This is a genomic window from Fortiea sp. LEGE XX443 (assembly GCF_015206815.1).
Lineage (GTDB): Bacteria > Cyanobacteriota > Cyanobacteriia > Cyanobacteriales > Nostocaceae > Nostoc_B.
In genome coordinates this window covers 47666-73911 of record NZ_JADEXZ010000022.1, presented here as the reverse complement: position 1 = coordinate 73911, position 26246 = coordinate 47666, and the positions used below count along the sequence as shown (strand labels likewise).

The 26246-nt window shown below is 39.8% G+C and carries 26 protein-coding genes, 1 tRNA gene and 1 pseudogene; 13 read left to right on the top strand and 15 right to left on the bottom strand.

Features of this window, described 5'->3' with window-relative positions:
• From IQ259_RS11135 to IQ259_RS11125, 3 genes and pseudogenes are all read right to left on the bottom strand, one after another.
• Window positions 1-1052: pseudogene (locus IQ259_RS11135) on the bottom strand (DUF2157 domain-containing protein); the annotation flags it as partial.
• Between the two features lie 299 nt (window positions 1053-1351).
• Complete coding sequence (locus IQ259_RS11130) at window positions 1352-2542, bottom strand: class I SAM-dependent methyltransferase (protein ID WP_193884638.1); 1191 nt, start codon at window positions 2540-2542, stop codon at window positions 1352-1354.
• Between the two features lie 87 nt (window positions 2543-2629).
• The gene (locus tag IQ259_RS11125; RefSeq protein WP_193884636.1) at window positions 2630-3025 is read right to left on the bottom strand and encodes a DUF6335 family protein; all 396 of its coding nucleotides are present in this window, start codon (window positions 3023-3025) and stop codon (window positions 2630-2632) included.
• Window positions 3026-3361: 336 nt separating this feature from the next.
• Here IQ259_RS11125 and IQ259_RS11120 point away from each other — a divergent pair, with 336 nt between their 5' ends.
• The 7 genes from IQ259_RS11120 (at window position 3362) to IQ259_RS11090 (ending at window position 9141) form a co-directional block, all read left to right on the top strand.
• Complete coding sequence (locus IQ259_RS11120; protein WP_193884634.1) at window positions 3362-3763, top strand: DUF2267 domain-containing protein; 402 nt, start codon at window positions 3362-3364, stop codon at window positions 3761-3763.
• A 144-nt stretch (window positions 3764-3907) separates the two neighbouring features.
• Window positions 3908-5005 (top strand): DJ-1/PfpI/YhbO family deglycase/protease, encoded by a 1098-nt coding sequence (locus IQ259_RS11115; RefSeq protein WP_193884632.1) that lies wholly within the window; start codon window positions 3908-3910, stop codon window positions 5003-5005.
• A 179-nt stretch (window positions 5006-5184) separates the two neighbouring features.
• Window positions 5185-5826 carry an SRPBCC family protein gene (locus IQ259_RS11110; RefSeq protein WP_193884646.1) on the top strand — a complete coding sequence of 214 codons (642 nt, stop codon included), beginning with the start codon at window positions 5185-5187 and terminating at the stop codon, window positions 5824-5826.
• 69 nt (window positions 5827-5895) lie between these two features.
• Window positions 5896-6279 (top strand): hypothetical protein, encoded by a 384-nt coding sequence (locus IQ259_RS11105; protein WP_193884630.1) that lies wholly within the window; start codon window positions 5896-5898, stop codon window positions 6277-6279.
• Between the two features lie 101 nt (window positions 6280-6380).
• Window positions 6381-7550 carry a zinc-dependent alcohol dehydrogenase gene (locus tag IQ259_RS11100; RefSeq protein WP_193884628.1) on the top strand — a complete coding sequence of 390 codons (1170 nt, stop codon included), beginning with the start codon at window positions 6381-6383 and terminating at the stop codon, window positions 7548-7550.
• A gap of 15 nt (window positions 7551-7565) precedes the next feature.
• A complete protein-coding gene (locus IQ259_RS11095) occupies window positions 7566-7907 on the top strand; it encodes a cupin domain-containing protein (RefSeq protein WP_193884626.1) in 342 nt (113 codons plus the stop codon).
• Between the two features lie 313 nt (window positions 7908-8220).
• Window positions 8221-9141, top strand: a complete 921-nt coding sequence (locus IQ259_RS11090) for a manganese catalase family protein (protein WP_193884624.1) — start codon at window positions 8221-8223, stop codon at window positions 9139-9141.
• A gap of 162 nt (window positions 9142-9303) precedes the next feature.
• On the opposite strand, the gene glmM is transcribed toward IQ259_RS11090, so the two are convergent.
• Window positions 9304-10776: a phosphoglucosamine mutase gene (gene glmM, locus IQ259_RS11085; RefSeq protein ID WP_193884623.1), complete on the bottom strand. Its 1473-nt coding sequence runs from the start codon at window positions 10774-10776 to the stop codon at window positions 9304-9306.
• Window positions 10777-11188: 412 nt separating this feature from the next.
• On the opposite strand from glmM, the gene IQ259_RS11080 reads away from it, so the two are divergent.
• Window positions 11189-11905, top strand: coding sequence for a heme oxygenase (biliverdin-producing) (locus IQ259_RS11080; protein ID WP_193884621.1), 717 nt, complete (start codon window positions 11189-11191; stop codon window positions 11903-11905).
• Window positions 11906-12010: 105 nt separating this feature from the next.
• Here the strand turns inward: IQ259_RS11080 and IQ259_RS11075 are convergent, their stop codons facing one another.
• Window positions 12011-12691 (bottom strand): NADPH-dependent F420 reductase, encoded by a 681-nt coding sequence (locus IQ259_RS11075; protein ID WP_193884619.1) that lies wholly within the window; start codon window positions 12689-12691, stop codon window positions 12011-12013.
• A 120-nt stretch (window positions 12692-12811) separates the two neighbouring features.
• On the opposite strand from IQ259_RS11075, the gene cobW reads away from it, so the two are divergent.
• Window positions 12812-13852, top strand: coding sequence for a cobalamin biosynthesis protein CobW (gene cobW, locus IQ259_RS11070; RefSeq protein ID WP_193884617.1), 1041 nt, complete (start codon window positions 12812-12814; stop codon window positions 13850-13852).
• 197 nt (window positions 13853-14049) lie between these two features.
• Entirely contained in the window at window positions 14050-14532 is a 483-nt protein-coding gene (locus IQ259_RS11065; protein ID WP_193884615.1) for an ABA4-like family protein, read from the top strand.
• A gap of 235 nt (window positions 14533-14767) precedes the next feature.
• On the opposite strand, the gene IQ259_RS11060 is transcribed toward IQ259_RS11065, so the two are convergent.
• From IQ259_RS11060 to IQ259_RS11035, 6 genes are all read right to left on the bottom strand, one after another.
• On the bottom strand, window positions 14768-14986 hold the full coding sequence (locus IQ259_RS11060; protein WP_193884614.1) for an acetyltransferase: 219 nt from the start codon (window positions 14984-14986) through the stop codon (window positions 14768-14770).
• A gap of 59 nt (window positions 14987-15045) precedes the next feature.
• The gene (locus tag IQ259_RS11055; RefSeq protein ID WP_193884612.1) at window positions 15046-15264 is read right to left on the bottom strand and encodes a hypothetical protein; all 219 of its coding nucleotides are present in this window, start codon (window positions 15262-15264) and stop codon (window positions 15046-15048) included.
• A gap of 65 nt (window positions 15265-15329) precedes the next feature.
• Window positions 15330-15638, bottom strand: a complete 309-nt coding sequence (locus IQ259_RS11050; protein WP_193884610.1) for a DUF3181 family protein — start codon at window positions 15636-15638, stop codon at window positions 15330-15332.
• A 120-nt stretch (window positions 15639-15758) separates the two neighbouring features.
• Window positions 15759-16016 (bottom strand): hypothetical protein, encoded by a 258-nt coding sequence (locus IQ259_RS11045; RefSeq protein WP_193884608.1) that lies wholly within the window; start codon window positions 16014-16016, stop codon window positions 15759-15761.
• 293 nt (window positions 16017-16309) lie between these two features.
• On the bottom strand, window positions 16310-16702 hold the full coding sequence (locus IQ259_RS11040) for a response regulator (protein WP_193884606.1): 393 nt from the start codon (window positions 16700-16702) through the stop codon (window positions 16310-16312).
• Window positions 16692-17897, bottom strand: a complete 1206-nt coding sequence (locus tag IQ259_RS11035) for a sigma-54-dependent Fis family transcriptional regulator (RefSeq protein WP_193884604.1) — start codon at window positions 17895-17897, stop codon at window positions 16692-16694. The genes IQ259_RS11040 and IQ259_RS11035 overlap by 11 nt, the downstream gene beginning before the upstream one ends.
• Before the next feature lie 292 nt (window positions 17898-18189).
• On the opposite strand from IQ259_RS11035, the gene IQ259_RS11030 reads away from it, so the two are divergent.
• Window positions 18190-18387 (top strand): DUF2795 domain-containing protein, encoded by a 198-nt coding sequence (locus tag IQ259_RS11030; RefSeq protein ID WP_193884602.1) that lies wholly within the window; start codon window positions 18190-18192, stop codon window positions 18385-18387.
• A gap of 1 nt (window position 18388) precedes the next feature.
• Here the strand turns inward: IQ259_RS11030 and moaC are convergent, their stop codons facing one another.
• Window positions 18389-18898 (bottom strand): cyclic pyranopterin monophosphate synthase MoaC, encoded by a 510-nt coding sequence (moaC, locus tag IQ259_RS11025; protein ID WP_193884600.1) that lies wholly within the window; start codon window positions 18896-18898, stop codon window positions 18389-18391.
• A gap of 37 nt (window positions 18899-18935) precedes the next feature.
• Here moaC and IQ259_RS11020 point away from each other — a divergent pair.
• Window positions 18936-19009: transfer RNA gene (locus IQ259_RS11020), tRNA-Arg, on the top strand.
• 435 nt (window positions 19010-19444) lie between these two features.
• Window positions 19445-20194: a sucrose-phosphate phosphatase gene (locus IQ259_RS11015; RefSeq protein ID WP_193884598.1), complete on the top strand. Its 750-nt coding sequence runs from the start codon at window positions 19445-19447 to the stop codon at window positions 20192-20194.
• A gap of 143 nt (window positions 20195-20337) precedes the next feature.
• Here the strand turns inward: IQ259_RS11015 and IQ259_RS11010 are convergent, their stop codons facing one another.
• From IQ259_RS11010 to IQ259_RS11000, 3 genes are all read right to left on the bottom strand, one after another.
• Complete coding sequence (locus IQ259_RS11010; RefSeq protein ID WP_370568016.1) at window positions 20338-23592, bottom strand: pentapeptide repeat-containing protein; 3255 nt, start codon at window positions 23590-23592, stop codon at window positions 20338-20340.
• A gap of 69 nt (window positions 23593-23661) precedes the next feature.
• The gene (locus IQ259_RS11005; RefSeq protein ID WP_193884594.1) at window positions 23662-24231 is read right to left on the bottom strand and encodes a Pycsar system effector family protein; all 570 of its coding nucleotides are present in this window, start codon (window positions 24229-24231) and stop codon (window positions 23662-23664) included.
• Window positions 24232-24798: 567 nt separating this feature from the next.
• On the bottom strand, window positions 24799-26040 hold the full coding sequence (locus IQ259_RS11000) for an MFS transporter (protein WP_193884592.1): 1242 nt from the start codon (window positions 26038-26040) through the stop codon (window positions 24799-24801).
• Window positions 26041-26246 lie beyond the last annotated feature (206 nt).

Genomic DNA, 26246 nt, shown 5'->3' with positions numbered 1-26246 from the left:
GGGGGCTGAGGGCTGAGGGGAGAACCTTCAGTAAAATTTCCCCCTTGCTCCCTGCGCCTTGTCTCCCCTGCTTCCCCCTGTTGTACCAACCAAGTAATCAACCAACCGCAGATACCTATTGCTAAACCCAGTTGCGTAACATTTATGCCAGCGACAAAAATTGCCCGTGACAGCAGTAATATCAACGAATAAACAATGACAGTAGCAAATAAACTGAGTTGATTTTCAGCGGTAGTCCGTTGTCGGCGACGAATGTGATAGACGGTAATTATAGTTGTGCCAATCATCGCCGCATACACAGCAATTAAGGGAAAAACATTGATTTTCCAACCCCAATGCAAATAACTCAGTGCCAGGATATTGATGAGTGGTAACTTACTGGTGCGGGAGTCGGGGAAAACTGTGCGATTGTTGCAGAGTAAAACTGTAATGATTGTCAGGATAGGGGCAGCGATCGCAACTGTCAACCAATTAAGAGGATTCAGCCACAACCCGAAACTATCCATTGCCCAAAAATTCACAGGCACAAGAAATAAGGTGACAATTAATAATGTCTGAGTTGTTAATCTCAAGTTACTTTGTCTACCAGTCCAAAAGCTTAAGCCCCAAAAAGTTAAAGTATAAGCAAATAAAACTCCATACTGTCCCGCTGCGGGAAATCTTTCCCACTGGCTTGCAGCTAATACTCCAGAGGACAGCACTACTAAAAATACACCTAAAAACAGCAGCCAACGCACACTCAATTCTTCCCCTAAAGATTGCAACATCCTCGTAACAAAGTTGGGTTGAGTAGGCTGTTTTGGCTGTGGTGGCGAATAAGCAATTAATGGTTTTTCTGACTGTCTCGTGGTTGCAACCGCTACCTGTGGTTCCGGTTCAACTTGCGACTGTAACACCACTGCACAGCTGAGAAATTCTCGACACAGCTGCTTAACTTGAACATCAGATATCAAACCTAAGCGCAACCACAAATCTAATCCTTCCAATAGCTGAGGATGGGAGGATGGTAGCGTCAGGTGAATTGTTAACGGGCGCTCTGGGGATGATGACATAAGCAGCAGCCGTGTAGGTATATACTTAAATATTGATTTGGGTAAAGTATATCTTGGCTCAACTTGTGCCAGCTAGTAGAGCGATCGCTAGAATGTTTTAAGGTTGAAACATTCAACAAAAACTTATAAATTTGGCAGCACCTAGCGACTGAAGTCGACTCCCTTTACTCATTGTCTGGGAGAAGTTACCACTAATTGTACAGCCCCGTTCATAGCTAATGCGATCGCTCACTGTTCACAACGTCTCTAATCTTTACCAACTCAGCACGGGCTGAACGCCCCGCTACCGCTAACGGAACTCAGCACTTTTCATTAGATGTCAACATTACCAACTGCTGCTTAATCAACGTTTTCACTCCATCCAATCCTAACTGCACACTTGCCAAAATTTCTGCCACTGTCGCCTGGGCATCACAAGCTTGCAGAAACGCCAACTCTAGTTCTGATAAGTTGACAATTTGGTAATCATAATTAAAAATACACTGGCTAGGAAAGCCATCAATACAAGGATTTCGTTCGGGAATCGCTGATAGGAGAGCGTTATGATCTGACCAATCAGCGTTGATGATGGGAGGACGACCAAGGAAAAATTCGTAATGGGTAACTTCTGGATCTAGTAGTTCTATTAAACGATAAAGTTGACGCTCATTGAGATTTTTTGCGCGTTCTACTAACTCTGGTGCTTTGCCTAATAGTCTATCTAACTGCCAAAAACCAGGATTTGAGAAGCCAATAAATTCTAAACCTGAAGCATCAATTAATTCAAACAGTGTCTCAACGTTGTAGTCAATTTCTTGGGGATGAACGTACATATCAGCAAAGCATTCATCTCGCTTATTTTCCATTGCCCAGCGTTGTTTTTCGTATTTGACAATTCGATTGTTTTCTGGTAATGAAGAAAATACTTGTCGTCCGACTTGCACACCATCACGATAGTCGCCGCGTTTGTCACCTTGGAGAAGGGCGATCGCTTTTTGCATGAGTCGAATTTCCCAGCGTCCCAACTCTCCGTACACAAAAATGTGCATTAAACCGCCTGGGGCTAACTTCTTAGCTAAGGCTTGTATACCACGAATGGGGTCAGGTAGGTGATGCAAAACCCCAACACAATTAATGAAATCAAATTCACCTGCTAACTGTTCCACGTCGTAGATGCTGAGGTGATGAAATTCAACGCGATTTGCGCCTGAACGCTGACAGCGTTCTTTTGCCACAGCCAAAGCACCTACACTCAAGTCAATACCAACAACAGCAGCCTGGGGGTTGAGGTGAACTAAGTATTCTGTACCTACACCTGTACCGCAGCCAGCATCTAAAACGCGGATGTCTTGTTTTTGGGGTTTTTGATTTGTGCAGAAGTTATAAGCTGCTAACCAATTCCAGCGCCAGTTATAACCAGGGGGTGGTTCATCTAGCAAGGGTTCTGGCGGAAAAGGGTATGTGTTGTAGAGTTTGGCAACAGCAGCACTAACAGTTTGGGAATCTGACATGGTGAACAACATCGCAGCATTTCTGAGTTTATCGAAATGCTGGACGTTTTGAGCAAGGTTTTTCTAATGCAAAGGAACGCAAAGTTTTTAATCTCGTTGTTGATAATCTTCAGAAGATTTTGGATCTAATTCCCAACGGCGATCATCGCGTTGTTCTAAAATTTCGTTGGTACGGAGAAAGGCTTTGTCGTTCATTTCTAAGCCGACAGCTGCTTCTAACTCTTCAGTTACGTTTTGATCTGGAGTGGGAGAAGTACCACCAACAGCTTCATCGCCGACTGCATCTGCATCTTGCCAATAAGCATCGACATCACCACCGGTGAGTTCAGGGCTAGTTTCTGTATATTCATGTATTTCTTGTTGTAGCGATCGCCCACCAATATTGTAACCTGGCAAGTCTTTCACTCCAGTGCCGTAAGATTCTGTAATTTCCTGCGGCAAATTCTCAGGATTAATTTCGGGATGATTATTTTTTTTTGTCATGATATCTCCCTTTTCTACATTCTCACAATAACGTTTTTGTTGCCAAAATTTGTCTCACTCCAGATGTACAACTTTAGAAATAAAAAAATCTATTTCCTTAGAACGAAGTTAAGGTAGTTTTTACAGCATAACCTTGTAAGTGTAAATTCAAGGTCAAGCCACTTGTAGTTGAATCTGTTAGTTATGGGTTAAGAGTTATCAACCCACACAATAAAGTTACGCAATTCTTAACTCATAACTTTTTTTGTGAATAATTAAAAATTTATATTTTTTTGAAAATTACTGAGAATCCTAATATCTAAACAAGTATTTATGTTTATTTAGCGGAGGTAGAAAGTGGAATACCACGAGTTTATTACCCATGTACAAAGCCTAGCTCAATCTAATTCTCGTGAAGAGGCGGAACTTGCTGCCCGTGCAACTCTAGAAACTATTAAAGAACGTATTGCAGACAGTGAAATTCAAGATTTAGCTGCACAACTCCCACAAGAACTAAGTAGTTATTTAAGAGGGCAAGAGCCAGCAAGTAGTCAAGTTTTCAACTTACAAGAGTTTATTGAACGTGTAAGTGAAAAAGAAAAGATAGAACCAACAACTACGGCAATTCATGTTAGGGCTGTCTTTGCTGTGTTACAAAATGCCATTAATCCTGAAAAATTTTCTCAGTTTCAAGGGCATTTCACCCACGATTATGAAGAATTATTTGCTGCACCACCAACTAGCGGAGTACATGCCTAGTACCACAAGTCAAAAGTCAAAAGAAATACAGCATAATCGTTTCATGGATTTGAAATGGGTTGTTTATTTCCGCCACGCTGTACTAGTTTAGGAATTTCAATAAGAGTAAGTCGATTAGTTAAATTGTAAAAATAGGTAAAATTTATGGCACATCATAATAATCATTCTGGGAAAAGAAAAGTTGCAATTCTGATTGAAAATGATGTAGAAGATGTAGAGTTTACAGTTCCTTGCAATGGCATAAAACAAGCGGGAATGGAGGTAGTTGTCCTCGGTTCTCGGATGAACGAGAAATATAAAGGTAAACGCGGTAAACTTTCGATTCAGCCTGATGGGACGACAACAGAAGCGATCGCCTCAGAATTTGATGCAGTTATAATCCCTGGAGGTATGGCTCCTGATAAAATGCGCCGCAACCCCAACACAGTCCGCTTTGTACAAGAAGCCATGCAACAAGGAAAGTTAGTCGCTGCGGTTTGTCACGGGCCACAACTTCTGATTGAAGGCGATTTACTCAGAGATAAACGCGCCACTGGTTTTACCGCTATCCGCCGAGATATGCTCAACGCTGGTGCAAACTATCAAGATCAACCACTGGTAGTTGATGGCAATTTAATTACTTCCCGTGAACCGGGAGACTTGGCAATTTTCACCACAGCTATTCTCAGTCGCCTGGGTTACGGCGGTCAAGATGCTGCGCTTCCAGAAGAGACTGACACCAGCGCCGAATGGTGGAAAATTGCCGATGCTTGGGGTGGCTCAACTAAAGGCGATATCGCCAAAGGTTTGAATACTGCTTTGAGTGGAGAGCGTTATTCACTAGAAGCTCTAGAAAAGTATCTAGAAAAAGAATCGGATACTCAAGCGAAAACTATTTTTCAAGAGATGATCGCTAATAAACAGCGCCATATTGAAAAACTAGAAACCTACCTGAACAGATTAGGTGAAAAACCGTCTTTAGCAGCCAATATTGCTAATCAATATGCCAAGGTAAAAACTGCTCTGACTGGTAGTGATGACATCTATCAATTGCGTTGTGCTTTAGGTGATTTGCAAACAGGTATAGGCGACATTGGTAATTTGTGTGCAATGTTCACAGATCCAGCCGCAACGGCTATTTTTAAGGAAATTTACCGCGATTTGTTGAAATATGAGCAACGCTTGGTAGAACTTTTTCGGACGCGGGTAGCAGCTGGGGTTCAGTCTCCCAAGCCGACTACAGGTGCTGCTGTATCGATGTAACGAACCGCTGAGGCGCAGTGAACTAGCGCTGCGGGAGGGTTTCCCTCCGCAGGCGACTGGTGAACCCGAAGGGAGAACGCAGAGAAAGACAAGAGCGCCTCAGCGATGATTTTAGGGGAGAGAGAAAAGTGACTTCAACAGGCGATCGCTTAAGTAAAACTCCGGGAGAAGCTAATGAGATGGAACGCTGGGCTTCTCTTGTGGGTGGCGGGGCTATGGTTCTGACAGGTTTAAGACAAGGTTCTTTGCGGGGGGTGCTAACTGCACTGGCTGGCGGTGGTTTGATCTACCAAGGCTTAACGAAGCATAGCACCATTGGGCAAGCACAGGAAGTAATTGGGATGAATCAACCCATCAAAGTTGAAAAGACGGTAACGATTAATAAACCAGCAGATGAACTTTACCGTTTTTGGCACAACTTTGAGAATTTGCCCACATTTATGAAGCATCTCAAATTTGTCAAAGTCTACAACGAAAAACGTTCCCATTGGATTGCGAATGCTCCCTTGGGTAACAGTGTGGAATGGGATGCAGACATTCTAGAAGATAGAGAAAACGAGTTTATTTCTTGGGCTTCTGTAGAAGGTGCAGATATTGATAACTCTGGTTTTGTCCGTTTTAAAAAAGCCCCAGGCGATCGCGGTACAGAAGTAAAGGTCGTTTTAGAGTATAACCCCCCCGGTGGCGCATTGAGTGCTGCGATCGCTAAACTTTTTGGCGAAGCACCAGAACAGCAAATTGGTGATGATTTACGCCGCTTCAAAATGCTGATGGAAGCAGAAGAAATCGCCACTACAGAAGGCCAACCACAGGGTAAATAATGAATTGGCTGATAGCCGTTCAGACACATCTCGATTTGTACACTCAAAATCAACCAAACAAGGATATTTATGAAGCACATGATTGCCAATTTTCGCAAAATTATGGTTGTTTTCTTAGTAGGATTTATGTTCTTACTGGGACAGGCTTTTAGCTTTGTGAACGTAGCACAAGCTGATGTTGTAACTCCAGAAGGTAGATATTACAAAGGTACACCTGATCAGCAAACTGATATTAGAAACGACAATCAGATTAGAAATGCCCAAAACAAACTCAGAGACACCGCCGATAATGTACGTGAAAAGCTGAACTTAGATGAAGAAACTCCTCGTGCTACCAAAGAGTTTCGTGATTCTTTAAGAAACAAAGTTGAAAATAGATACGACCGAGCCAATGAATCTAGAGAAGGATATTATCAAAATCCTCCTAGTAAGCAATTAAGAGACAGAATGTAGAAAACTAAGTCCAAGTTTTTCAACGCTTAATTAACCAAATCTAGAATACATCGCGAGATTATTCTAGATTTCCCTAAATTAATATTAAGGACTAAATAATCATGAAAGCAGTTTGCTGGTACGGAGCAAACGATGTGCGGGTAGAAACAGTTCCTGATCCAAAAATTATCAACCCGCGTGATGCTATTATTAAAATTACTTCCACAGCTATTTGTGGTTCTGATTTGCATCTTTATAACGGCTACATTCCCACTATGCAAAAGGGCGATATCCTTGGGCATGAATTCATGGGAGAAGTTGTAGAATTGGGCAATGAAGTAAAGAATGTGAATATAGGCGATCGCGTCGTTGTCCCTTTCACTATCGCCTGTGGTAACTGTTTTTTTTGCCAGCAGGATTTATGGTCGCTTTGTGATAACTCAAACCCCAATGCTTGGATGGTAGAACTGCAAATGGGTCACTCACCATCTGGCTTATTTGGCTACTCTCACTTATTTGGTGGTTATGCTGGTGGCCAAGCCGAGTATGTACGAGTACCCTTTGCTGATGTTGGCTTGTTCAAAATTCCCAATCATCTCACAGATGAGCAAGTTCTATTTTTAACTGATATTTTCCCAACTGGTTACATGGCCGCAGAAAACTGCCATATCAAACCAGGTGATATTGTCGCTGTTTGGGGTTGCGGCCCAGTCGGACAATTTGCCATCAAAAGCGCTTATTTGCTAGGCGCTGAACGTGTAATTGCTATTGACCGCATTCCTGAACGCCTACATATGGCAAAAGAACAAGGCAAAGCCGAAGTTCTCAACTATGAAGAGATAGATGTCGGCGAAGCACTCAAAGAAATGACTGGTGGCCGTGGCCCTGATGCTTGTATTGATGCTGTCGGTATGGAAGCACACGGTACAGATGCAATGGCTTTGTATGACCAAGTCAAACAAGCAGTCCGTCTGGAAACAGACCGCCCAACGGCACTAAGACAAGTTATTGTGTCCTGTCGCAAAGGCGGTCATGTATCAATACCAGGAGTTTATGGTGGTTTTATTGACAAAGTACCGATGGGTGCGGCGATGAACAAAGGTTTGACCTTAAAAATGGGACAAACCCATGTTCATAGATATTTTAAACCCTTACTAAATCACATTGAAAATGGTGATCTCGACCCTTCATTTGTCATCACCCATACTCTACCTCTAGAACAAGCCCCTCACGGCTACGAAATTTTTAAACACAAAAAAGATAACTGTATCAAAGTTGTTCTCAAACCATAAAATGGTTAATTAAATATGACTGATACCAGCGTTAAAAAAATAGATTCCAGTCATTCTCCTAAAGGTAAACTTGGTCAGAAATATCTTGCTTCTGGTAAATCCATTTCTATGCGTCTTTGGGAAAATGAGCAACCAGGTGAAGATAAACAGCCCACAGCACGCGATTACGAAACTGTGGGTTATGTAATTAATGGTCGCGCAGAACTGCACATTGAAGGACAAATGATTTTGCTAGAACCGGGAAGTTCTTGGGTAGTCCCAAAAGGCTCACACCACAACTACAAAATCTTAGAACCGTTTACTGCGGTAGAGGCAACTAGCCCTCCTGCACAAGTTCATGGGCGCGATGAAAATTAACCTTTGAGCGAATAGTATTTCACCTAACTTCAATACCATTTTTTGTAAAGTGCATTCTGTTTTTACAAATGCACTTTATATTATTGAAAATATTTTTAGACTATGATAGCGTGTTATTTTCGAGCCTAATTTTGTATATAAAATAAGTATTTTGTTTAAAAATATAACTAGTTTATTTGTTTTTGTTTGTGTTCACCTTTGGGTTTAAATTATTCTTAATTCCATTAATTTTTTATCAAACTACAGGCTGATGTAGATATAAGATTTACTTAGTTTCCTAGTAAATAAAAGTAACAATAACTTAGGAGACTCAATGTTTTATCACACCAAGAAATTGCAGTATTTCAAACCACCAGAAAAACCTGATGCAGTCTACGCCATGAAAATTCAAGAACTGATTGGTGGGACTTTTGGAGAAATGACTGTGATGATGCAGTATCTGTTTCAGGGTTGGAACTGTCGCGGCCCTGCCAAGTACCGAGATATGCTGCTAGATGTGGGTACTGAAGAAATAGGTCACATTGAAATGCTGGCTACAATGATTGCCCATTTACTAGATAAAGCGCCTGTCAAAGTCAAAGAAGAAGGTGTAAAAGATGCGGTAGTAGGTGCGGTAATGGGCGGGACAAACCCGCGCGATGTCATTATGAACGCGGCGATGAATCCTCAGCACGCCATTGTTTCTGGTTTGGGTGCAATGCCAGCTGATAGCGTTGGCTATCCTTGGAATGGTCGTTTTATCGTTGCTAGTGGCAACCTTTTAGCTGATTTTCGCTCTAATCTCCATGCTGAAAGTCAAGGACGCTTGCAAGCAGTACGGTTGTATGAGATGTCAAATGACCCAGGGGTGAAAGATACCTTGAGTTTTATGATTGCTCGTGACACCATGCACCAAAATTTGTGGTTAGCAGCTATTGAAGATTTAGAATCATCTGGACTCGAAACCACTCCAGTACCTAGTTCCTTCCCTCTGGAATTGGAAAAACGCGAGTTTGCTTATCAGTTCTGGAATCACTCGGAAGGTACAGAAAGTTCTGAAGGTCGTTGGGCAAAAGGTGCTTCAATGGATGGCAAAGGAGAATTCCAATATGTTGGACATCCTCAACCCCTAAGTCCAAAACCAGAACCACCACAGCCAGACCCAATATTGCACGGTACGCTAAAATCTCCATCTGCACAGGGCAATGGTGCTAGTGGCGCTTCTGTGGTTGATGCGACAGTGATTAGAAGTTAGCAAAAATTTTTTAGTGGCGCGATCGCTCTTAACTCAGATCATGTCCAGCAAAATAACCATAATTCTTGTTTTACCTCTCCCTAACCTTCTCCTTGGCAAGGAGAGGGTTGGGGAGGGGTAATTTTATTGTGGGCTATTAAGCGGACTTCATATCAGGACTGCTTACGCTAAATGTTGCTGCACTTTAGCAACTAATTCATTTGTCCAATGTTGGGCTAGTTCTGCATCAGCAGCTTCAACCATGACTCTGATGACTGGTTCTGTACCAGAGGCGCGGACTAATATTCTACCAGCATCACCCATTGCGGATTCGGCTAGGGCGATCGCTTCTTGGATGGGTTGACAATCTTTCCAGCCCAAACGGCGATCGCGATCTACTACTCGCACGTTCTTTAATAGTTGGGGATAGGTCTGAAAGCTTTGGTCTACTAGTTCTCCTAGAGAAACACTCGCTTGTTTGACTAAGTTGGCTAAATGCAAGGCTGTCAATAACCCATCGCCAGTAAAGCCATAGTGTCTACAGAGAATATGACCAGATTGTTCGCCGCCTAGCATTCCCCCAGTCCGCTGCATTTCTGCTTGCACATATTGGTCACCTACGGCGGTACGAATTAATCTACCACCTTGTTGTTGCCATGCTCTCTCAAATCCTAAGTTGGCCATGACGGTGGAAACTATCAAGTTATCTGGTAGTTGTTGCTGTTGTTGCAGATGGCGACCCCACAAATAAAGGATATAGTCGCCATTTACTTGTCTTCCGGTATTATCTACAGCTAATACGCGATCGGCATCACCATCAAAGGCAAAGCCCAAATCGGCATGATGTTCTTTAACTGCGGCTTGCAACATTTCCATGTGGGTAGAACCGCACTCAACGTTAATGCGATCGCCATCGGCGGCGTTATGTAAGCAGATGATCTCTGCGCCCATTTCCATAAATACTTGTGGTGCTAACCCAACTGCTGCACCCCAAGCTAAATCTAAAACAATTTTCATTCCTTGGAGATTTCCACCATTCTGCAAGGGACGTTTCAATGCTTGGCTGTAATCTTCGATTAACTGCGGACGTGAATAATGTCTACCGCAATTACTCATACCACCCGCAACTGCTAACTTACCACGCAATCCCGCTTCAATTTCCGCCTGTAATGCTTGTGGTAACTTTGCACCATCAGCACCAAACACTTTTATCCCGTTGTCTTCTGGTGGGTTGTGACTGGCAGAAATCATCACGCCACCGATCGCTTCACTCATGCTGGTAAGATAAGCAACGCAGGGAGTAGGACATAACCCTAAATACCAAACTTCGATTCCGGCAGCTGTTAACCCCGCACTCAACGCCATTGCTAACATATCACTGGAGTTGCGAGAATCTTGCCCCAGAATTATTGGTCTTGCTTCACCTGCATGGTTACGTAAAACTACACCTGTCCAAAAACCTATCTGCAAAGCTAAGGGCGCATTCAGTAATTCTCCGACTTTCCCCCGAATTCCATCTGTACCGAACAAAGGAGTTGTTGGTAGTGATATCAAGCTAAATGCTAAATTCTCTTCTAGGCCTTTTTCACAACTATTAGATTCAGTGAGAGAAATACCTCGAATGTTGCCTTGAGTTCGAGTTATTGATGAAACCATAATCTTAAAAACCCCACACCGTAACACTGGAAAATATTAATGTACTCTCTATTCAACAAATTCAAGTGAGTATTTGTTTATCTGTACTATATACTCGTTTTTCTTTTCAGGAATCTATTACCAATAGACTGAATTAAGTGAATATCTCTAAAATTTTTCTGACCTTTGTAAAGTTTTTATACAAAAAATCCTAGTGATCGCCATTTTGCCCTCAAGTTTTTGTCTCGGCTGTGAGGTAAATGACTATTTCTCTGGACTGAGTACCGCTTTACAAAAGTACAAACCGCCGTTGCTTAAAAATTTTTAATATAAATTCTCATCAAATAGTTCTAATGTAACTTTTTAATGACCTTTCTTAGCCGTTCGTAAATCGGAACTGCGGTATATCCCTTTAAAGGTGAGAAATTTTAGTATGAGCAGCAATTTAGCCAGCAAATTACGTGTCGGTACGAAAAAAGCCCACACGATGGCAGAAAATGTAGGTTTTGTCAAGTGTTTTTTAAAAGGAGTGGTAGAGAAGAGTTCCTACCGGAAGCTAGTGGCTAACTTTTACTTCGTCTACTCGGCAATGGAAGAGGAGATGGAAAAGCACCGCCAGCATCCAATTGTTTCCAAAATTAATTTTCCCCAACTGCACCGCAAGCATACTCTAGAGCAAGACCTAAGCTATTATTATGGTGCTAACTGGCGCGAGCAAATTCAATTATCGCCAGCAGGTGAAGCTTATGTGCAGCGCATCCGCGAAATCTCTGCAACAGAACCAGAATTATTGATTGCTCATTCCTACACCCGTTACTTAGGTGACTTGTCCGGGGGACAGATTCTCAAGAACATTGCTGTCACAGCGATGAATCTGAACGAAGGGCAAGGAACAGCCTTCTATGAATTTGATGAAATTTCTGATGAGAAGGCATTTAAAGCTAAGTATCGGCAAATTTTGGATGAGATGCCCATTGATGATGCTACAGGCGATCGCATCGTTGATGAAGCTAACGCCGCCTTCGGAACAAACATGAAACTGTTCCAAGAATTAGAAGGCAACTTAATCAAAGCCATCGGCATGATGTTGTACAACAGCTTAACTCGCCGTCGCGCCCGTGGCAGCACCGAACTAGCTACGGCTGAGTAAATTAAGAGCGCACTAAATTTTAATAGGGACAATGTTCCTGTGATTGCTTTTAATGATTAAAGTAACCAAAGGAAGATTGTCCCTAAATTTTGTCCATTTTAGAGTTCACTTTAAAGTAGAAGCTTGTCGTCCGCCCAGACGCGTTTCTTGTGCAGCAGGTAAAACATTGACAGAGATAGTCGCGTAAGACCCCTGTTGCTGACCAATAATCATCAAACGAATGAAATCACCCAAGCCTTCTACCAAACGGGCATTACGTAAAACACCACAATCTACTGGTACAAATCCAATCTCTTGGGCCAGTTGCATAACTATATTTCTAGCTGCTGCTTCATCCCCAGCCACAAAAACCGAAACGTGATAATCCTTGAGTGGTTCTGGTGCTAATTCAAATAGCTCCTGCGCCATTGTATTAAATGCTTTAACTACACGAGCATTGGGTACTGATTTTGCCAGCTTCTCAGCTAGAGATTCTGCGATCGCAGGATAAGCAAATTCCGCAGGTATCTCTTGGTTGTTACAATCAATGATGATTTTACCGCTCAGAACTTCCGTGTTAGATAGCAATTCCTGTGGCATCACAGCCCGTGCTGTCCACAAAATCACATCAGCAAACGCCGCTGCTTGATCATTTGTCCCTCCTTGGGTTCCAGATCCGGCAAATTCAGCCACAGCCTTGCCTTTGGCAGCATCACGAGAACCAAAATATACCTGATGTCCCTGTTGCGCCCAGAGAATACCTAAAGAACGTCCCATGTTACCACTGCCAATGATTCCGATGTTCATAACTTAAATACCTTCTGTTGCAGAACTAGACTAAGTACAGGATTGCATAAGTTCACAGCGAAAATTTGCACAAATACTCTGCGTACCTTTGCGTTTAAAGACTTTACAAATTCATGAAACATGGCTAAAAAAATTCCAGTCACCGTGATTACAGGCTTCTTAGGTAGTGGTAAAACCAGCCTGATTCGCCACCTGCTGCAAAACAACCAAGGTCGTCGCATCGCCGTTTTAGTCAACGAATTTGGCGAACTGGGGATTGATGGCGAACTGTTGAAATCTTGTCAAATATGCCCCGAAGATGAAGATGGCGGGAGTAATATCTTTGAATTAACCAATGGCTGTTTATGCTGCACTGTGCAGGAAGAGTTTTATCCCACAATGCAAGAGTTAATCAAACGCCGGGATAGTATCGATTGTATCGTAATTGAAACTTCGGGTTTGGCTTTACCTAAACCGCTAGTAAAAGCCTTTCGTTGGCAAGAAATTCGGAATGCTGCAACTGTAGACGCAGTGATTACCGTCGTAGATTGTGCAGCCGTCGCCGCCGGGACATTTGCTAGTGATTTAGAAGCGATCGCCACCCAACGCCAAGCAGATGATAGCCTAGAACATGAGACACCCTTGCAGGAGTTGTTTGAAGACCAACTCGCTTGTGCAGACTTGGTAGTGTTGAGTAAAACTGATTTAATAGATGCAGAAGCTAAAAAGCAAGTTGAAGAATTAGTTAGACAAGAATTACCCAGAGTGGTAAAAATGGTAGAGAGCGATCGCGGTCAACTCGACCCATCTGTATTATTAGGATTGCAAGCCGCAGTTGAAGATGATTTAGATAGCCGTCCCAGCCATCACGACAGCGAAGAAGACCACGACCACGACGACGAAATTACCTCAACGCACGTAATTTTAGACCGCGCCTTTGACCCAGAAAAACTCCAACAACAGTTGCAAAATCTCGTCAACCAGCAAGAAATTTATCGGATTAAAGGCTTTGTCGCCGTTCCAAATAAAGCTATGCGCTTAGTTATGCAAGGTGTAGGAAACCGCTTTGATAAATTTTATGATCGCCCTTGGCAAGCAACAGAAGCAAGACAAACTCGCTTAGTTTTTATCGGTCGTGATTTGAACTCAACAGAAATAGAATCCCAACTTGTAGCTTTGTAGGTTATTCTACTTTTGCTACTTATAGCAATAGACATCAAAATACTTTTAATTCTGTAACCTGTCACCTGTAACCTGTCACCTGTCACCTGTAACCTGTAACCTGTCACCTGTCACCTATCACCTGTCACCTATCACCTGTCACCTGTAACCTGTCACCTATCACCTATCACCTATCACCTAATCTACCTCTTCTTTTCATGACAATCTCTCAACTGTTTGACATTGCTAATCTATTCGTTTTGCCTTTTTGGGCATTAATAATTCTCCTCCCCAACTGGAAAATAACACGGCGAATAATGGAGTCATATATCCCATTTTTGCCCTTAGCTGGAGCATATTTGTATTTATTCATTACCAGCATTACACCAGAAAATGCCCAAGCTTTATCAAATCCTCAACTAGCTGATATTGCTCGGTTTTTCGCCGATGAAAAAGCTGCTGCAACAGGTTGGATTCACTTTTTAGTGATGGATTTATTTGTTGGAAGATGGATATATTGGGAAGGACAGAAAACTGGTATTTGGACAATTCATTCCCTAGTACTTTGTTTGTTTGCTGGGCCGATGGGAGTACTGTCTCACATCCTGACTGACTGGATTACTAAAGCAATTTTTCCCAAATCTCAAGCTAATGAAACAGTTAAATCACCAGAACAAACTGTGTCATCAACTGGTAGTTAATTAACGTGATTTCGACAGTTATAAAAAACTTTCCCGCAAAACACAGTGGCATAGAGGCTTTGAAACCCTGATTTTTCATTGAAAATGAGGGATATTTCTGCCCCTCTCCGCGTCGGAGAGGGGTTGGGGAGAGGTTCATTGAACTCACGTTTAATTAGAATTTAAATAATGAATGATTAGATAAATCTAATCACCCATTACATCAATCAAAGATTAAATTTGCTGTAATTGTGCATCAAGAAGCTTTAGCCTTACGATAATTGGCATCTAACCAACAGCGAGGTAAGCTTTCTCCAGAAGGAAAAACGAGAGCTTCTTTTTCAAAAGAATCAGTATCTTGTTCTTCCTGACCTTCTTGGTCTTGTCCGTGAACAATATTAATATTCGGGTCAATTAATTCCTGAATATCAATAATTTTCACTAAATCGCTGGTATTTTTGACTTGCAAAAACATATAATTAACCTCCAAAAATAGCTGTAAATTATCCACTTCAAAATTGAATATAAAAATGCTCACTTACCAGAATTTTCAAGTAATTTCTTAAAGCACATATATGCTTGTTCTGGTGTCAGTGGTTCTGATTCTTCTTCGTTAGGAATGTAGTATTGCCTGCTGTCGGCAAAATAACGCACAACAAAACTATGAATCAAACTTAACTGTAAAGCTCTTTTTCCTAGTTTATCTGCTGTTTCTGCCAGAGTATATTCATCGTGAAACTCATAGGCAGCCATAGTTCTCACCTCCTACAAATAGGGGTGCTAAAAGAGTAATTTATTAGACAATCGAAGTCCGAAAATTATATTTCGCGTTGATATTTCTCTAAAATATCGACCAGATTTACTTGACATTGTAGCGGTAGTAAATCAATTAGTGCCAGTTCCCTTCTACCGCCACCTATTTTTACTGGTATAGATTCTAACACTTTGATCACGCGGTCTTCGTTGACAGAATTAGAAGTAATTAAGGGATATAACTGTTCGGCAACAACAGTGTGCAATTTAGCATCAGATAGGTAAAGATGCCACTTTGCAATGTCAATGTAGACATTTTCGCCAATTTCAGATGCTAGAGCTTCTAGTAATTCTGCGGTATTAGTCTTAGCCATAAAAATCACCTTATATTAAGAAAGAGCGTTAGCTCTTAGCCTATATATTATTATTGCTCAATTAATCGAGCTAACTCTACTGCCACAGGTTACAAATGCCCTAGCATTAACTGTCCATCTTCAGGTGGATTTAGGCGGTGTAGATGAATAGTTGGCGATCGCAGCAATATAAACTAGATGCACCAATAATACTACTACCCAACTTGCCGTCAACAACGGCAACCACTGCCAATCAGTTGTTTTCAAGATATGGAAGAACCAGAGGCCAGAATTAATTGTTGCAGCCACAGCGACATGCACAGCAAAATTCATCCGGTCATCTAATTTGCGGAATTCAGGATCATTGCGATCGGGTTTGCGAGGCCAACGAGGAGGCATAAATATTTGTTACAGCTTTTAACACACCTGATTATTCTAAGGTTTTTCGGAGTGCAGTTGCTATTACCTTTGAAGAACGCCAACATACCGAACAATTGGCAGTAAGTAGAAAGGTGCAAATAAACGGAACTATGTAACGGAAAGTAAAGTAGCTTGAAAACCTCTTCCCTTCTGCCTCCTTCCCTCTGCCTCCTGCCTTGTTATAACGACAATTTTTAACACCGGCCTATTTATATTTGTGTAGTCTTAGTGTTTACCTAGACAACCTGTCATAAATTCTTTTCGTCTCAACCTCAGTTAGAGTTGCTGAAGGAATTTTTGTAAGCAGACTCTATAGTTTTTAACAACTCTGGAATGTCATAGGGTTTAGAAATAAAATGAGCAATCCCCAAAGATGAGGCTAATTCGTCTAGATAGCCATGTGCCGTGGCTAATACGACTGCTATATTTATAGCTTGTGCCTGGATTTGCTGATACACTTCAACTCCTGTGAGTTCCGGCATTCTATTATCTAAAATTAGTAAATCTGGTCGCTCTTTGATTACTATTTCTAAAGCTTCTTGACCATTCTTAGCTTCCTTTACCTCCCAACCTTCTTCTTCTAAGAGAAACATGAGCATAGCTCGGCTATCATCGTCATCGTCTGCAATCAGTACTTTGCGCTTTCCCGAATTTTTACTGTTCATCTTTAGTTCTTTTTATTGGTAGATAAAAAAACTGCGAGGTTGATGCTGATTGAGCGATGTTAAAGACTGAAATTACGATGAAACTGACTTGGGCCAACTCAGACTTGGGAATTTCCTTGACTACTACTTTTACTATTCCACCTTTGCCTACATTATCAAAAGCTTGAATAAAATAACGCAGCAACTGGCGTAAAAGGCTTCTGGGATCAGCAACTACTGTGATTGGTTCGTACCAGTCAGTAACTACTTCTACCTGACGAATGGCTGCTTCCGTCGAGAGAAGATCCAGTAAATCGGATATATTACCAGTTAGTGACACAGGTTGGAGTGTACCAATCTCAAAGGATGCTAAATTGCGCCAAATTTCGGCACGGCGACGAAATATTTGAATTGATTGTTCAGCCTGACGTAGCAATTGAATTGCATAGTCTAAACGGTTAACCGCTACCATCCGCGAAACGACTTCAAGTTTTAAGCGTGCCGCCTGATGTGCTTGGATAATATCTTGACGCAATTGTTCGAGTGGCTGATATTCGTTGGGGTTTGACTGTAATACACTACGAACATCTTTTTCTAAGTTGGCGATTAATAATTCTGCTTCAACTCCGTGAGACGCACACAGCAAAATCTCTTTCAGCCGTTGTCTAGCATCTGCACGTCGTAGGGAGATACTCAGTACTCCGATAATTTCTTGATTGTCATCGCGTAGAGGAATTCCTTGGCATGTAAATGGATGAAACCCATCAATGAAATGCTCTGCACTAACAATTTCTACATAATCTGCTTCTGCTAATGGTGTCCCGATACCATTCGCACCAGCTACAGCTTCAGATAGCAAAGAACCAGGCCCAGGAAAAGGTTCTGGCCCTTGTACAGTTTGTTTGTCACCCGCTACATCCAGCACGATCGCTTGGCTGTCGCCTAACATGACTGCATGACGATCTGTGCCAGCTGCCTGTGAGAGCATACGAATATAAGGAGTAGCCACTTTAATCAAAGTCTGCTTTTTTTCTATCAAACGCTCTGTATCTAAACTTGATAGTTTTTCAGCTTGCAGATCCAGAGGATTAGCTCCTTGCAGGTGCGATCGCTCCCAAGCACGATAGATAGTTGAGCGCAACATCTGAGCCGGAATTGCACCAGTAGATTTGTATACGCGTCGTGCTTCTAATACATCAATTTCTTGAGGGGACATAGCTTTAACATTCCTTAGCTGTAGAAATGTTCCGATCAGATTTAGCCATATTAATCAGACAGGAATTCTAATAATAAAGAACTATCTCAATAAATATAAGTTTTGCCTAAATGTATCTATTACTACATAATTCATAGCAAATTTTAAAACTATCGAAGATCAAAAATAGTGCATCAATCGATTGAGTGAGCTTTAAATTTATATGTGTTAAAAATGATTCACCTATTTGATAGAGGGAGCCAATATGTCCACTTGTGAATATGGAAATGTCCTTAAGAGGTAGGTGGCAAAAATGGCTAAAGCAAACCCAGTTGAAATTCAAAAACATTTAAAAGGCATGGACTATCCTGCCAATAAACAAGAATTAGTTCAACATGCTCAAAAGCAGGGAGCCGATCGCAAGGTTCTATCTCTGTTAGAGCAATTGCCTAATGATGAAGAATTTGACAGCCCAACTGATGTCAACAAAGCTATAGGTGAGATTGAGTAGGCTATAGTTCTGATGCAGTGTAATCTCCAGATTTCCCACCAGTTTTACTAATTAAGTGAATTGATTCAATTTGAATCGACTTTTCTAAGGCTTTCGCCATATCGTATAAAGTCAATGCTGCTACAGAAACGGCAGTTAAAGCTTCCATTTCTACGCCAGTTTCAGCTTTGGTTTTGACGGTAGCTTGAATTTGATAACCAGGTAATTGGGAATCGGGGGTAATTTCTACGGTAACTTTTTGTAATGGTAATGGATGACACAGAGGAATTAAATTAGCTGTCTGTTTGGCTGCCATAATCCCTGCTATCCGAGCCGTTGCTAACACATCACCTTTAGGAGTATTGCCGTCCTGAATGGCAATCAAAGTTTCTGGTAGCATCCGCACTCTAGCAACAGCAACTGCTTGGCGGATTGTGGGTGCTTTACCAGAAACATCTACCATCTGTGCTTGTCCTTGAGCATCCAGATGAGTTAAGTCAACAGAAAAATTTTTGGGAGAATTCTCTTGCATGATTCGAGAATAAAGTGCTAAGATGTTTTTCTGGCAGGGGCGTGTAGCTCAGTGGACTAGAGCACGTGGCTACGGACCACGGTGTCGGGGGTTCGAATCCCTCCTCGCCCGTTTAATAAAGTAAAAAGGCAAAAGGCAAAAAAACTATATTCCATTGCCTTTTGCTTTTTCAATTTATAATCTATGCCATCTGAGAGATAAGTGTATCCAAATAATAGTGGAATAATATCAATACTAAATATTGATGTTTTCAATCGTGTATTAAATGTAAATTACTCTTTCCCAGGGTTCAAAATATTATTGTGTAATTAAATCTAAAGTTGTGGTATGATTTACCGTGTTTAGCTAAGTTTAAAATCTTCTTATTTAAAAACAGGGTTTAAACCTATGCAGGGCAAACCAAATACTCCAAATCCTCAAAAACCCTGCCGACCAAATTTATCAATTAATCAAACAGCAGATGTCAACCAATCTTGACATTGCAATCTGATTTATTTATACGAGTATTTTTGAAATCATATAGTTAATATTTCAAGAGGCAGAGTTATGAAACAGTTTCTTTTCATCACGGATCTAGACTATACACTGATAGGTGATGATGATGCAATGGCACAACTAAATCAGCAGCTAGAATTGCATCGTCAGCAATATGGCACTAAAATCGTTTATTCAACTGGTCGCTCACCTTTTCTTTTTCAAAAACTTGCCAAAGAAAAAACACTATTAGATGCAGATATACTGGTTTGTTCTGTAGGTACAGAAATTTATATCAATGGTAGTCAAGACCCGGATTCTACATGGTCTGATAAACTTTCTCAAGCTTGGGATAGAGATTTAGTAAAAAAAATATCGGCAAATTTTCCTGACTTGAAACCTCAACCCGCAAGTGAACAAAGAGATTTTAAAGTAAGCTATCTTCTTAAAGAAGAAATTGCTGGAAAAGTCGTACCAGAGTTAGAACGTGCTTTGTTAGAACAGGAATTAGATATTCAAGTTATTTATAGCGGTGGTAAAGATTTAGATATTTTGCCACGTAACGCAAATAAAGGTATGGCAATGACCTTTGTACGGCAATATTTAGAAATAGATGTAGCAAAAACCGTTGCTTGTGGAGACTCTGGTAATGATATTGCCTTGTTTGCCAATAGGGAGGAAAAAGGTATTATTGTCGGTAATGCAAGACAAGAATTGCTAGATTGGCACAAGGCTAACCCAAACCCAAATCGTTATTTAGCAACAGCCAAGTTTGCCAATGGAATTGGAGAAGGATTGCAATATTTTGGATTTTTAGAATAATTAACTAAATCGTTGAGTTAACTTTCAATATTTTCAGGACTTATGTACAAAGATTGTCGGTGGAGACTGGGTGTAGGGGTGAAAAGGTATGGAATGTAAAGGTTTTGTATACATACACCCCCATATCTTTACAACCTTGCCATTTATTTTTCGTTTTCATGCTTAAGTCCTAATTTTAAAGCTCCTAGTTCCTCTAAAGCTGAGATTTGGGCTGAGTCCAAACCATCAAGACCATAAATATTCATCCCTTGATATGGTTTGCCAAGTTCTATAGTATGGATACTAATATTAAGTTTTCCTCCTACCTCCCAAAACTTGATAGTCTGGTCTTGGCTACAGCTAATCAGTTGTTTGCCATCAGGAGTAAATACTATAGACTCTACAGCGCGTTTATGTCCTTTGAATGTTTTTATAAGTTTTACATTATTGGGATCATCGATATCCCATAGTTGAATAATGTGATTATGCCCAGCACTAGCTACAATTAGTTTTTTTGGTTGTTTTTTTGGATGAAATGCGACAGATAGTATTTTTTGATATCCATCCCAAGTCCGAATAAGTTTTCGACTCTTAACATCCCACAATTTTAGTTTTTTATCAAAACCTCCGCTAACCAACAGATTGCTATCTGGGCTAAAAGCAATGCTATGAACTTGATCTTTATGAGAATCTGTATGATTTCCTAGCAAGTAATGATTTCCTAGCGAGTACGGTTGATGATGGGTTTCTACTTCTATTAGATAAATATTTTGATCACGGCTACTACTAACTAGGTAATTACCATCTGGACTAAAAGCTACAGATAATACTCGGTCATTATGTTCAGTAAACCCCGGTAATATTTGAGGCCTGTTTAAATCTGTTATGTCCCATAAAATAATTCTATTATCATTTCCTGCACTAATCAGATTATATCCATCAGGATGAAACACAACACCTCGAACACGTTTATCATGTCCCTTGACTTCAGAATTTCCTACCAATTCACGGATGGGTTGCCATTTCCCCTCTTGTAACCCCCACAAATAAATTTTATTATCTTCACAACCACTCGCTAAAATATCAGCATTGGGGCTAAATGCTACTGACCAAACCCAATTAGTATGCTCGGTAAGCGTTTGAAGTGGAATATGTGTGCGTTCATGATAATTCCAAAGATGGATTTTATTGTCTTCACCTCCACAAGCAAAGGTTTTACCATCTCTACTAAGTGCTACTGACCAGATACGATTAGCATATCCTTTTAGCTTCTCCTCACCTCTCCATATTTCGTTTTCTTTCTGCCAAAAGTTGACGGTACATCCATCTCCACCGCTTACTAAAAGTTGAGAATTACTAGGCTGGGGTGAAAACACTAAACTTCTGATTGAATACTTATGACCTTCTAGTGGTTGTCCTATCCATTCTCTGTTAGAGAAACTCCACAGCCTAATTTTGTGTTCACTCTGTCCGTTTGCATTATTATCTATACATCCAACAGCAAGAATATTCCCATCTTGACTAAATGCTATTGTCCGTACTTGACTAATTTCTGTTTCAAATTTGATGTCTTCAGGGTGGAGAGGATGTTTAGTTAAATCCAACATTTTTAATTTGCCATCTTCTCCACCACTAACTAAAATTCGCCTCTCTTCCTCTTTCTTTCCATAAAATGCAATACATCGTACTACTCCTTGATGTACCTTTTGACTGAAATCTTGCCTGTGGTTTGCTTGTTCTATATACCCAAGGCGGATATATCCATCCTGGCTACCACTAGCAATACAATCATTATTAATAAAGACCATACAAGATACGTCACTAGTATCTAAAGTGCCTTTTGGATGATAATCATTATTAATTTTTAAAAAATGTATCGCATTATTTCCATCTCCTCCATTTGCTAAAGTATACCCATCCGGGCTAAATACTACAGATAATATACGTGTTGTTACATCTAGTGAATCAATAAGACTCAGCTTCATCTTATTATCTGTGGAGGTGATTTTGTACAATTTCACACTGCCATCTTCTGCTCCCCAAGCTAACATTCGCTCATGTTGTTTATTTTTTCCAAAAGCAACTGACCAAATCGGACTGTTTCTTTCGTTATGAAAAATACATAGTTCTAAAGTCTTGGCATTATGAACTCGAATTGAACCATGAGCATCACCTGTAGCAAAATAATCACCATCAGCATCAAAAGCAATGGAATGAATGCAACCTAATGGTTGAGAAAATATAGAGTTTTTCAGATTAGATTTAGTAAAATCTACTCCTGTTAAAGTAGCCTTTGTTAAATCAGCATTCCAAATAGATATGTTTGATAAGTTAGAATAGCTAAAATCTGTTTTAAGATCAAATTGCAACAACAAATTTAGCAGATTTCCTGCTGCATAATTGTCTGATAGTTGTGGTAGATTTGGAGTATTCTGCCAAGTATGAATTATGTTATAAATATATTCACCAAGCATTGAATTATCGTCTTGAGCTTGAGGAATTGTTGATAGTTTTTCTTGCAGCAATTTATGTACATCTTTTCGTGTTAATATTTTTAGAATTGAATATTTTTTTAATATGTCTAATTTCTTTGTACTAATTTCTTCAACAATAATTTTAACGATTATTTCTTGAAAAAAATTATTGAAATTATTGGCTAAAATAAATCTTGTTCTAGAGTCATATTCTTGTTTTATGATTAATTCTTGCTCTACTAATTTTTCTACATTATTTTTACTCTCCTCAGATAGGTTGTCATCATACTCAAGTCCCTCAAGCCCAATTTGATAGACTAGCTGTTTTTGTTCTTTATTCAATTTCTCGAAGCATTCTAATAAATTATCATAGATAATTTTGCAACTCCGAGCTTGAAATTCCTCTTCTTTTTCATCACATACATTTTCACCACATACAGTTGTTCTTTTTTTACCAAATACAGTTTTTTCATCATCAAATTTGTCTTGTAGCTCCCTTGAAAGAGAGTTGAATGTTTCTACATCAACAATAAAGCATTTTCCAGGTTCTGCCTTTGCTTCTAACCGATAAGCAGTGATGATATCGTAGCCTGTAAAGTTCTCTCCATCATAGTTCATAACAAATTTGCCAGTTGCAGCACCGATGCGGAACAATCTTTTTGCAAATTTTTTGTTTGTGCTAACGTTATATAATTTAGTTTTTCTATGAACAGTTTCGGCAAATTTATAAGCATCATTAGCATGATCGAAGAAAATAACACGATTATCTCCTTTTTTGTCTTGAACAATATATTTACTATTATCTATTTCTTTTAAACTATCATCAATAAAACGCTGAATATTCTTGTTGAGGTATGGCACAGCATCTACATCATAGTCTTGTTGCATACTCTTTACAATATCACTGTATCCAGCAAGATCAATTTCAACCACAGTTTTTGTCACAATCTCTTGCATAGTTTATTAGTAAATTTTTGGTAGGTTTGGGATTAGAGAATTTTGCTAAAATTTTATTTATAATGTTTTATAAATTACTAAGCTAATTAACGTTGAACAAGGAATTACTAAAATAGAGATAATTAAAATATAAACTGCATACGTAAATATTCTAAATTTTAAAAACGTAATTCTAGCATTAATCGTAATTTGGCTGGCTATATCTTTGTATTCTTTTTTAAAAGGTTTCATATTGTTATCAAAATAATACTTATTTAATGCTTTAAGTAATCCTTGCGAATTGTATTTTTGTAAATCGCCAAAGAAATACAGGTTATCTGTATCTCTGATTGCAGATGTAGAATTTTTCATAGACATTGTTTGTAACGATAGCAGTCGCTCTAAGTTCGTTTTAGGAATAAATGATAGAGAACAGATTAGGGCTGAAACGCACAGCAGAGATGTTGTTAATAACAATCCAATACGCAAAGAGCTTGGGAGCTTTTCTACTGTAGCTAAAATGGTGATAGTTGCAGTAATTCCAGCACCAGAGAAAGCTAGTAAAACAGCATTTTTTGCTTCTGCAAATCTCAGCCATTCATTGACATTCTGAAAAATAATTAGTAGTTTACTGGTCACTTCATCCATAAAATATTTGCTTGTCTAATTTACTTATCATATTTATGGGGTTATGTTTTTATGTCTATCTTTAAAATGACCTACAGATGATTTATATATAGCAATTTCATTTGATTTACAAATTCATTATTTAAGAGAAGAAACAAGGCAAATAGGTGTTTGTATATCTTATGCAGATTACTATAAACATGAAAAACCTTGCCGAGGTGTAAAAAAACACCTCTACAGATTCCAAAGGCTAACCAATAACCTTAACTGAACTGTATTTATTGATATTTAAGAAACACATAATGAATAGCATTATAAACTAAAAATTCAAAAATAATGTTTAAATCAACAAGAGCAATAGTAATAAATTTGTAAGATTCAAGTAATTATTAACAAATATAAAAAACTGTTAATTTTGCAGAAACATTTGTTATTTGTATTGTAGAAAAGTTGCCGAAAATTCACAAATCTCAAATAATAGAAGAAACAAGATACTAGAAACTGAAAATAATCTCTAATATTTTACAGATTTGTAATGAGCTAAAGTCTTATCTCACTACAAATCAAATCTTTTCAACGCTGAAACATTTAACTCACGTCAACATTATTCAACGAAAAGGCATCTTCACCGCGACCCAGAGCAAAACGCAGAGAACTAGGTAAATTTTTGTTAGATAGGGTGAGAAAAATTAGCAGTCCTAAGAAAGTTAAGGCTGTACTATAGCCAAACATATTGCGATAGCCAACTATTTCTGCAACATATCCTAATACAGGAGCAGCGATCGCAATCCCTAAATCAAATCCGGCCATACAAATAGCAAAAATTTGCCCACGTTCTTGAGGTAGTGAACGATCTGCCATCATCGTAGTCACCATTGAAATCACTGTCCCACCACCGCAGCCTTGTGCAATGGCAGATAACAAAAAAGCATTGGTACTGTTAGCTTGCCATAGTAATAGGCAGGCTAAGGTATAGGCTGTAATCCCAAAAGTAATAAACAAACCCCGTCCAAAGCGATCGCTGGCTCGACCAGCAAACACCCTGATAGTAAAACTGGATAGAGCTGCAACTGTGAAAAACCAGCCACCATTAAAACTTACCTCAGTAGATTTAATAAATAAGGATATAAAAACATGTACAGCACCGACGGATGTACCTACCAGCAGCATGACAATAGCTGGAATTCTCACCCGTGGACTTACAAGAATTTGCCAAAAATTACTGTTTTGGTGTTCTGATGACCGTGCTGTAATTAATGGTGGATTGATGACTTGTAACGCACACAATAGACCAGTAAAAGCGACTGCTGCACATAATAAAAAGAAGTGTGAGTAACCAGAAGCCTCCTGTAAATAACTTCCCACGGCTGGCCCAATAGCTAAACCAATGGGAGCAGTCAGACTCATATAGCTAATAATTTCACCACGAATAGCAACAGGAGCTAAATCAGCTACCAAAGCACTGTAGCCAGTAGTAAAAGCCGCAATGCTAATCCCGTGAAAAATCCGCAGCCAGAATAATAATGGGATAGATGTCAAAGTCAAATAGCCAAAAGGAGCGATCGCTGCTACAGTTGTGCCAATTATTAATACGAGTTTACGACCGTGGCGATCGGCTAATCGTCCTAACATGGGACGAAACAGCAACAACCCAATGGCGAAACCACCCATGACAATGCCAATTTCTTGATTACTACCCCCCACATCTTTGATGTATAGCGGTAGCGTTGGTAAAAAGGCAGCTGTACTAGTCCAGAATAATAAACCTGCCGTAAATAAAACTAGCAGGTTACGCCGAAGGTCGGCATCAAATGTATTAAAAGCTTTCAAGGCAGATGCAAAAAAACGCTAACTGTGTTGTTTTAGTATTGTTACGTTATTTAACATTTTTTGCCACTACTTTTTGAGAGTAGGTTGGGTAGAGGCGCACAAGAGATATTGACAGCAACACAATAAATTTATAGTGCTTGATAATTAGATTTTTCCATGCTTATATTTCCTCGTCTTAGCTTTCCATATTCTCAAAAATGGATAAA

What these genes read in the sequence shown, in the direction of transcription:
- IQ259_RS11080 (WP_193884621.1), top strand. Translation starts at nt 11,189, where the DNA reads ATGAGCAGCAATTTAGCCAGCAAATTACGTGTCGGTACGAAAAAAGCC.
- IQ259_RS11005 (WP_193884594.1), bottom strand. Translation starts at nt 24,231, where the DNA reads ATGGATGAAGTGACCAGTAAACTACTAATTATTTTTCAGAATGTCAAT.
- IQ259_RS11040 (WP_193884606.1), bottom strand. Translation starts at nt 16,702, where the DNA reads ATGAACAGTAAAAATTCGGGAAAGCGCAAAGTACTGATTGCAGACGAT.
- IQ259_RS11050 (WP_193884610.1), bottom strand. Translation starts at nt 15,638, where the DNA reads ATGGCTAAGACTAATACCGCAGAATTACTAGAAGCTCTAGCATCTGAA.
- IQ259_RS11060 (WP_193884614.1), bottom strand. Translation starts at nt 14,986, where the DNA reads ATGTTTTTGCAAGTCAAAAATACCAGCGATTTAGTGAAAATTATTGAT.
- IQ259_RS11030 (WP_193884602.1), top strand. Translation starts at nt 18,190, where the DNA reads ATGGCTAAAGCAAACCCAGTTGAAATTCAAAAACATTTAAAAGGCATG.
- IQ259_RS11075 (WP_193884619.1), bottom strand. Translation starts at nt 12,691, where the DNA reads ATGAACATCGGAATCATTGGCAGTGGTAACATGGGACGTTCTTTAGGT.
- moaC (WP_193884600.1), bottom strand. Translation starts at nt 18,898, where the DNA reads ATGCAAGAGAATTCTCCCAAAAATTTTTCTGTTGACTTAACTCATCTG.
- IQ259_RS11035 (WP_193884604.1), bottom strand. Translation starts at nt 17,897, where the DNA reads ATGTCCCCTCAAGAAATTGATGTATTAGAAGCACGACGCGTATACAAA.
- IQ259_RS11015 (WP_193884598.1), top strand. Translation starts at nt 19,445, where the DNA reads ATGAAACAGTTTCTTTTCATCACGGATCTAGACTATACACTGATAGGT.
- cobW (WP_193884617.1), top strand. Translation starts at nt 12,812, where the DNA reads ATGGCTAAAAAAATTCCAGTCACCGTGATTACAGGCTTCTTAGGTAGT.
- IQ259_RS11090 (WP_193884624.1), top strand. Translation starts at nt 8,221, where the DNA reads ATGTTTTATCACACCAAGAAATTGCAGTATTTCAAACCACCAGAAAAA.
- IQ259_RS11055 (WP_193884612.1), bottom strand. Translation starts at nt 15,264, where the DNA reads ATGGCTGCCTATGAGTTTCACGATGAATATACTCTGGCAGAAACAGCA.
- glmM (WP_193884623.1), bottom strand. Translation starts at nt 10,776, where the DNA reads ATGGTTTCATCAATAACTCGAACTCAAGGCAACATTCGAGGTATTTCT.
- IQ259_RS11065 (WP_193884615.1), top strand. Translation starts at nt 14,050, where the DNA reads ATGACAATCTCTCAACTGTTTGACATTGCTAATCTATTCGTTTTGCCT.
- IQ259_RS11110 (WP_193884646.1), top strand. Translation starts at nt 5,185, where the DNA reads ATGGAACGCTGGGCTTCTCTTGTGGGTGGCGGGGCTATGGTTCTGACA.
- IQ259_RS11130 (WP_193884638.1), bottom strand. Translation starts at nt 2,542, where the DNA reads ATGTCAGATTCCCAAACTGTTAGTGCTGCTGTTGCCAAACTCTACAAC.
- IQ259_RS11095 (WP_193884626.1), top strand. Translation starts at nt 7,566, where the DNA reads ATGACTGATACCAGCGTTAAAAAAATAGATTCCAGTCATTCTCCTAAA.
- IQ259_RS11045 (WP_193884608.1), bottom strand. Translation starts at nt 16,016, where the DNA reads ATGCCTCCTCGTTGGCCTCGCAAACCCGATCGCAATGATCCTGAATTC.
- IQ259_RS11100 (WP_193884628.1), top strand. Translation starts at nt 6,381, where the DNA reads ATGAAAGCAGTTTGCTGGTACGGAGCAAACGATGTGCGGGTAGAAACA.
- IQ259_RS11115 (WP_193884632.1), top strand. Translation starts at nt 3,908, where the DNA reads ATGGCACATCATAATAATCATTCTGGGAAAAGAAAAGTTGCAATTCTG.
- IQ259_RS11105 (WP_193884630.1), top strand. Translation starts at nt 5,896, where the DNA reads ATGAAGCACATGATTGCCAATTTTCGCAAAATTATGGTTGTTTTCTTA.
- IQ259_RS11125 (WP_193884636.1), bottom strand. Translation starts at nt 3,025, where the DNA reads ATGACAAAAAAAAATAATCATCCCGAAATTAATCCTGAGAATTTGCCG.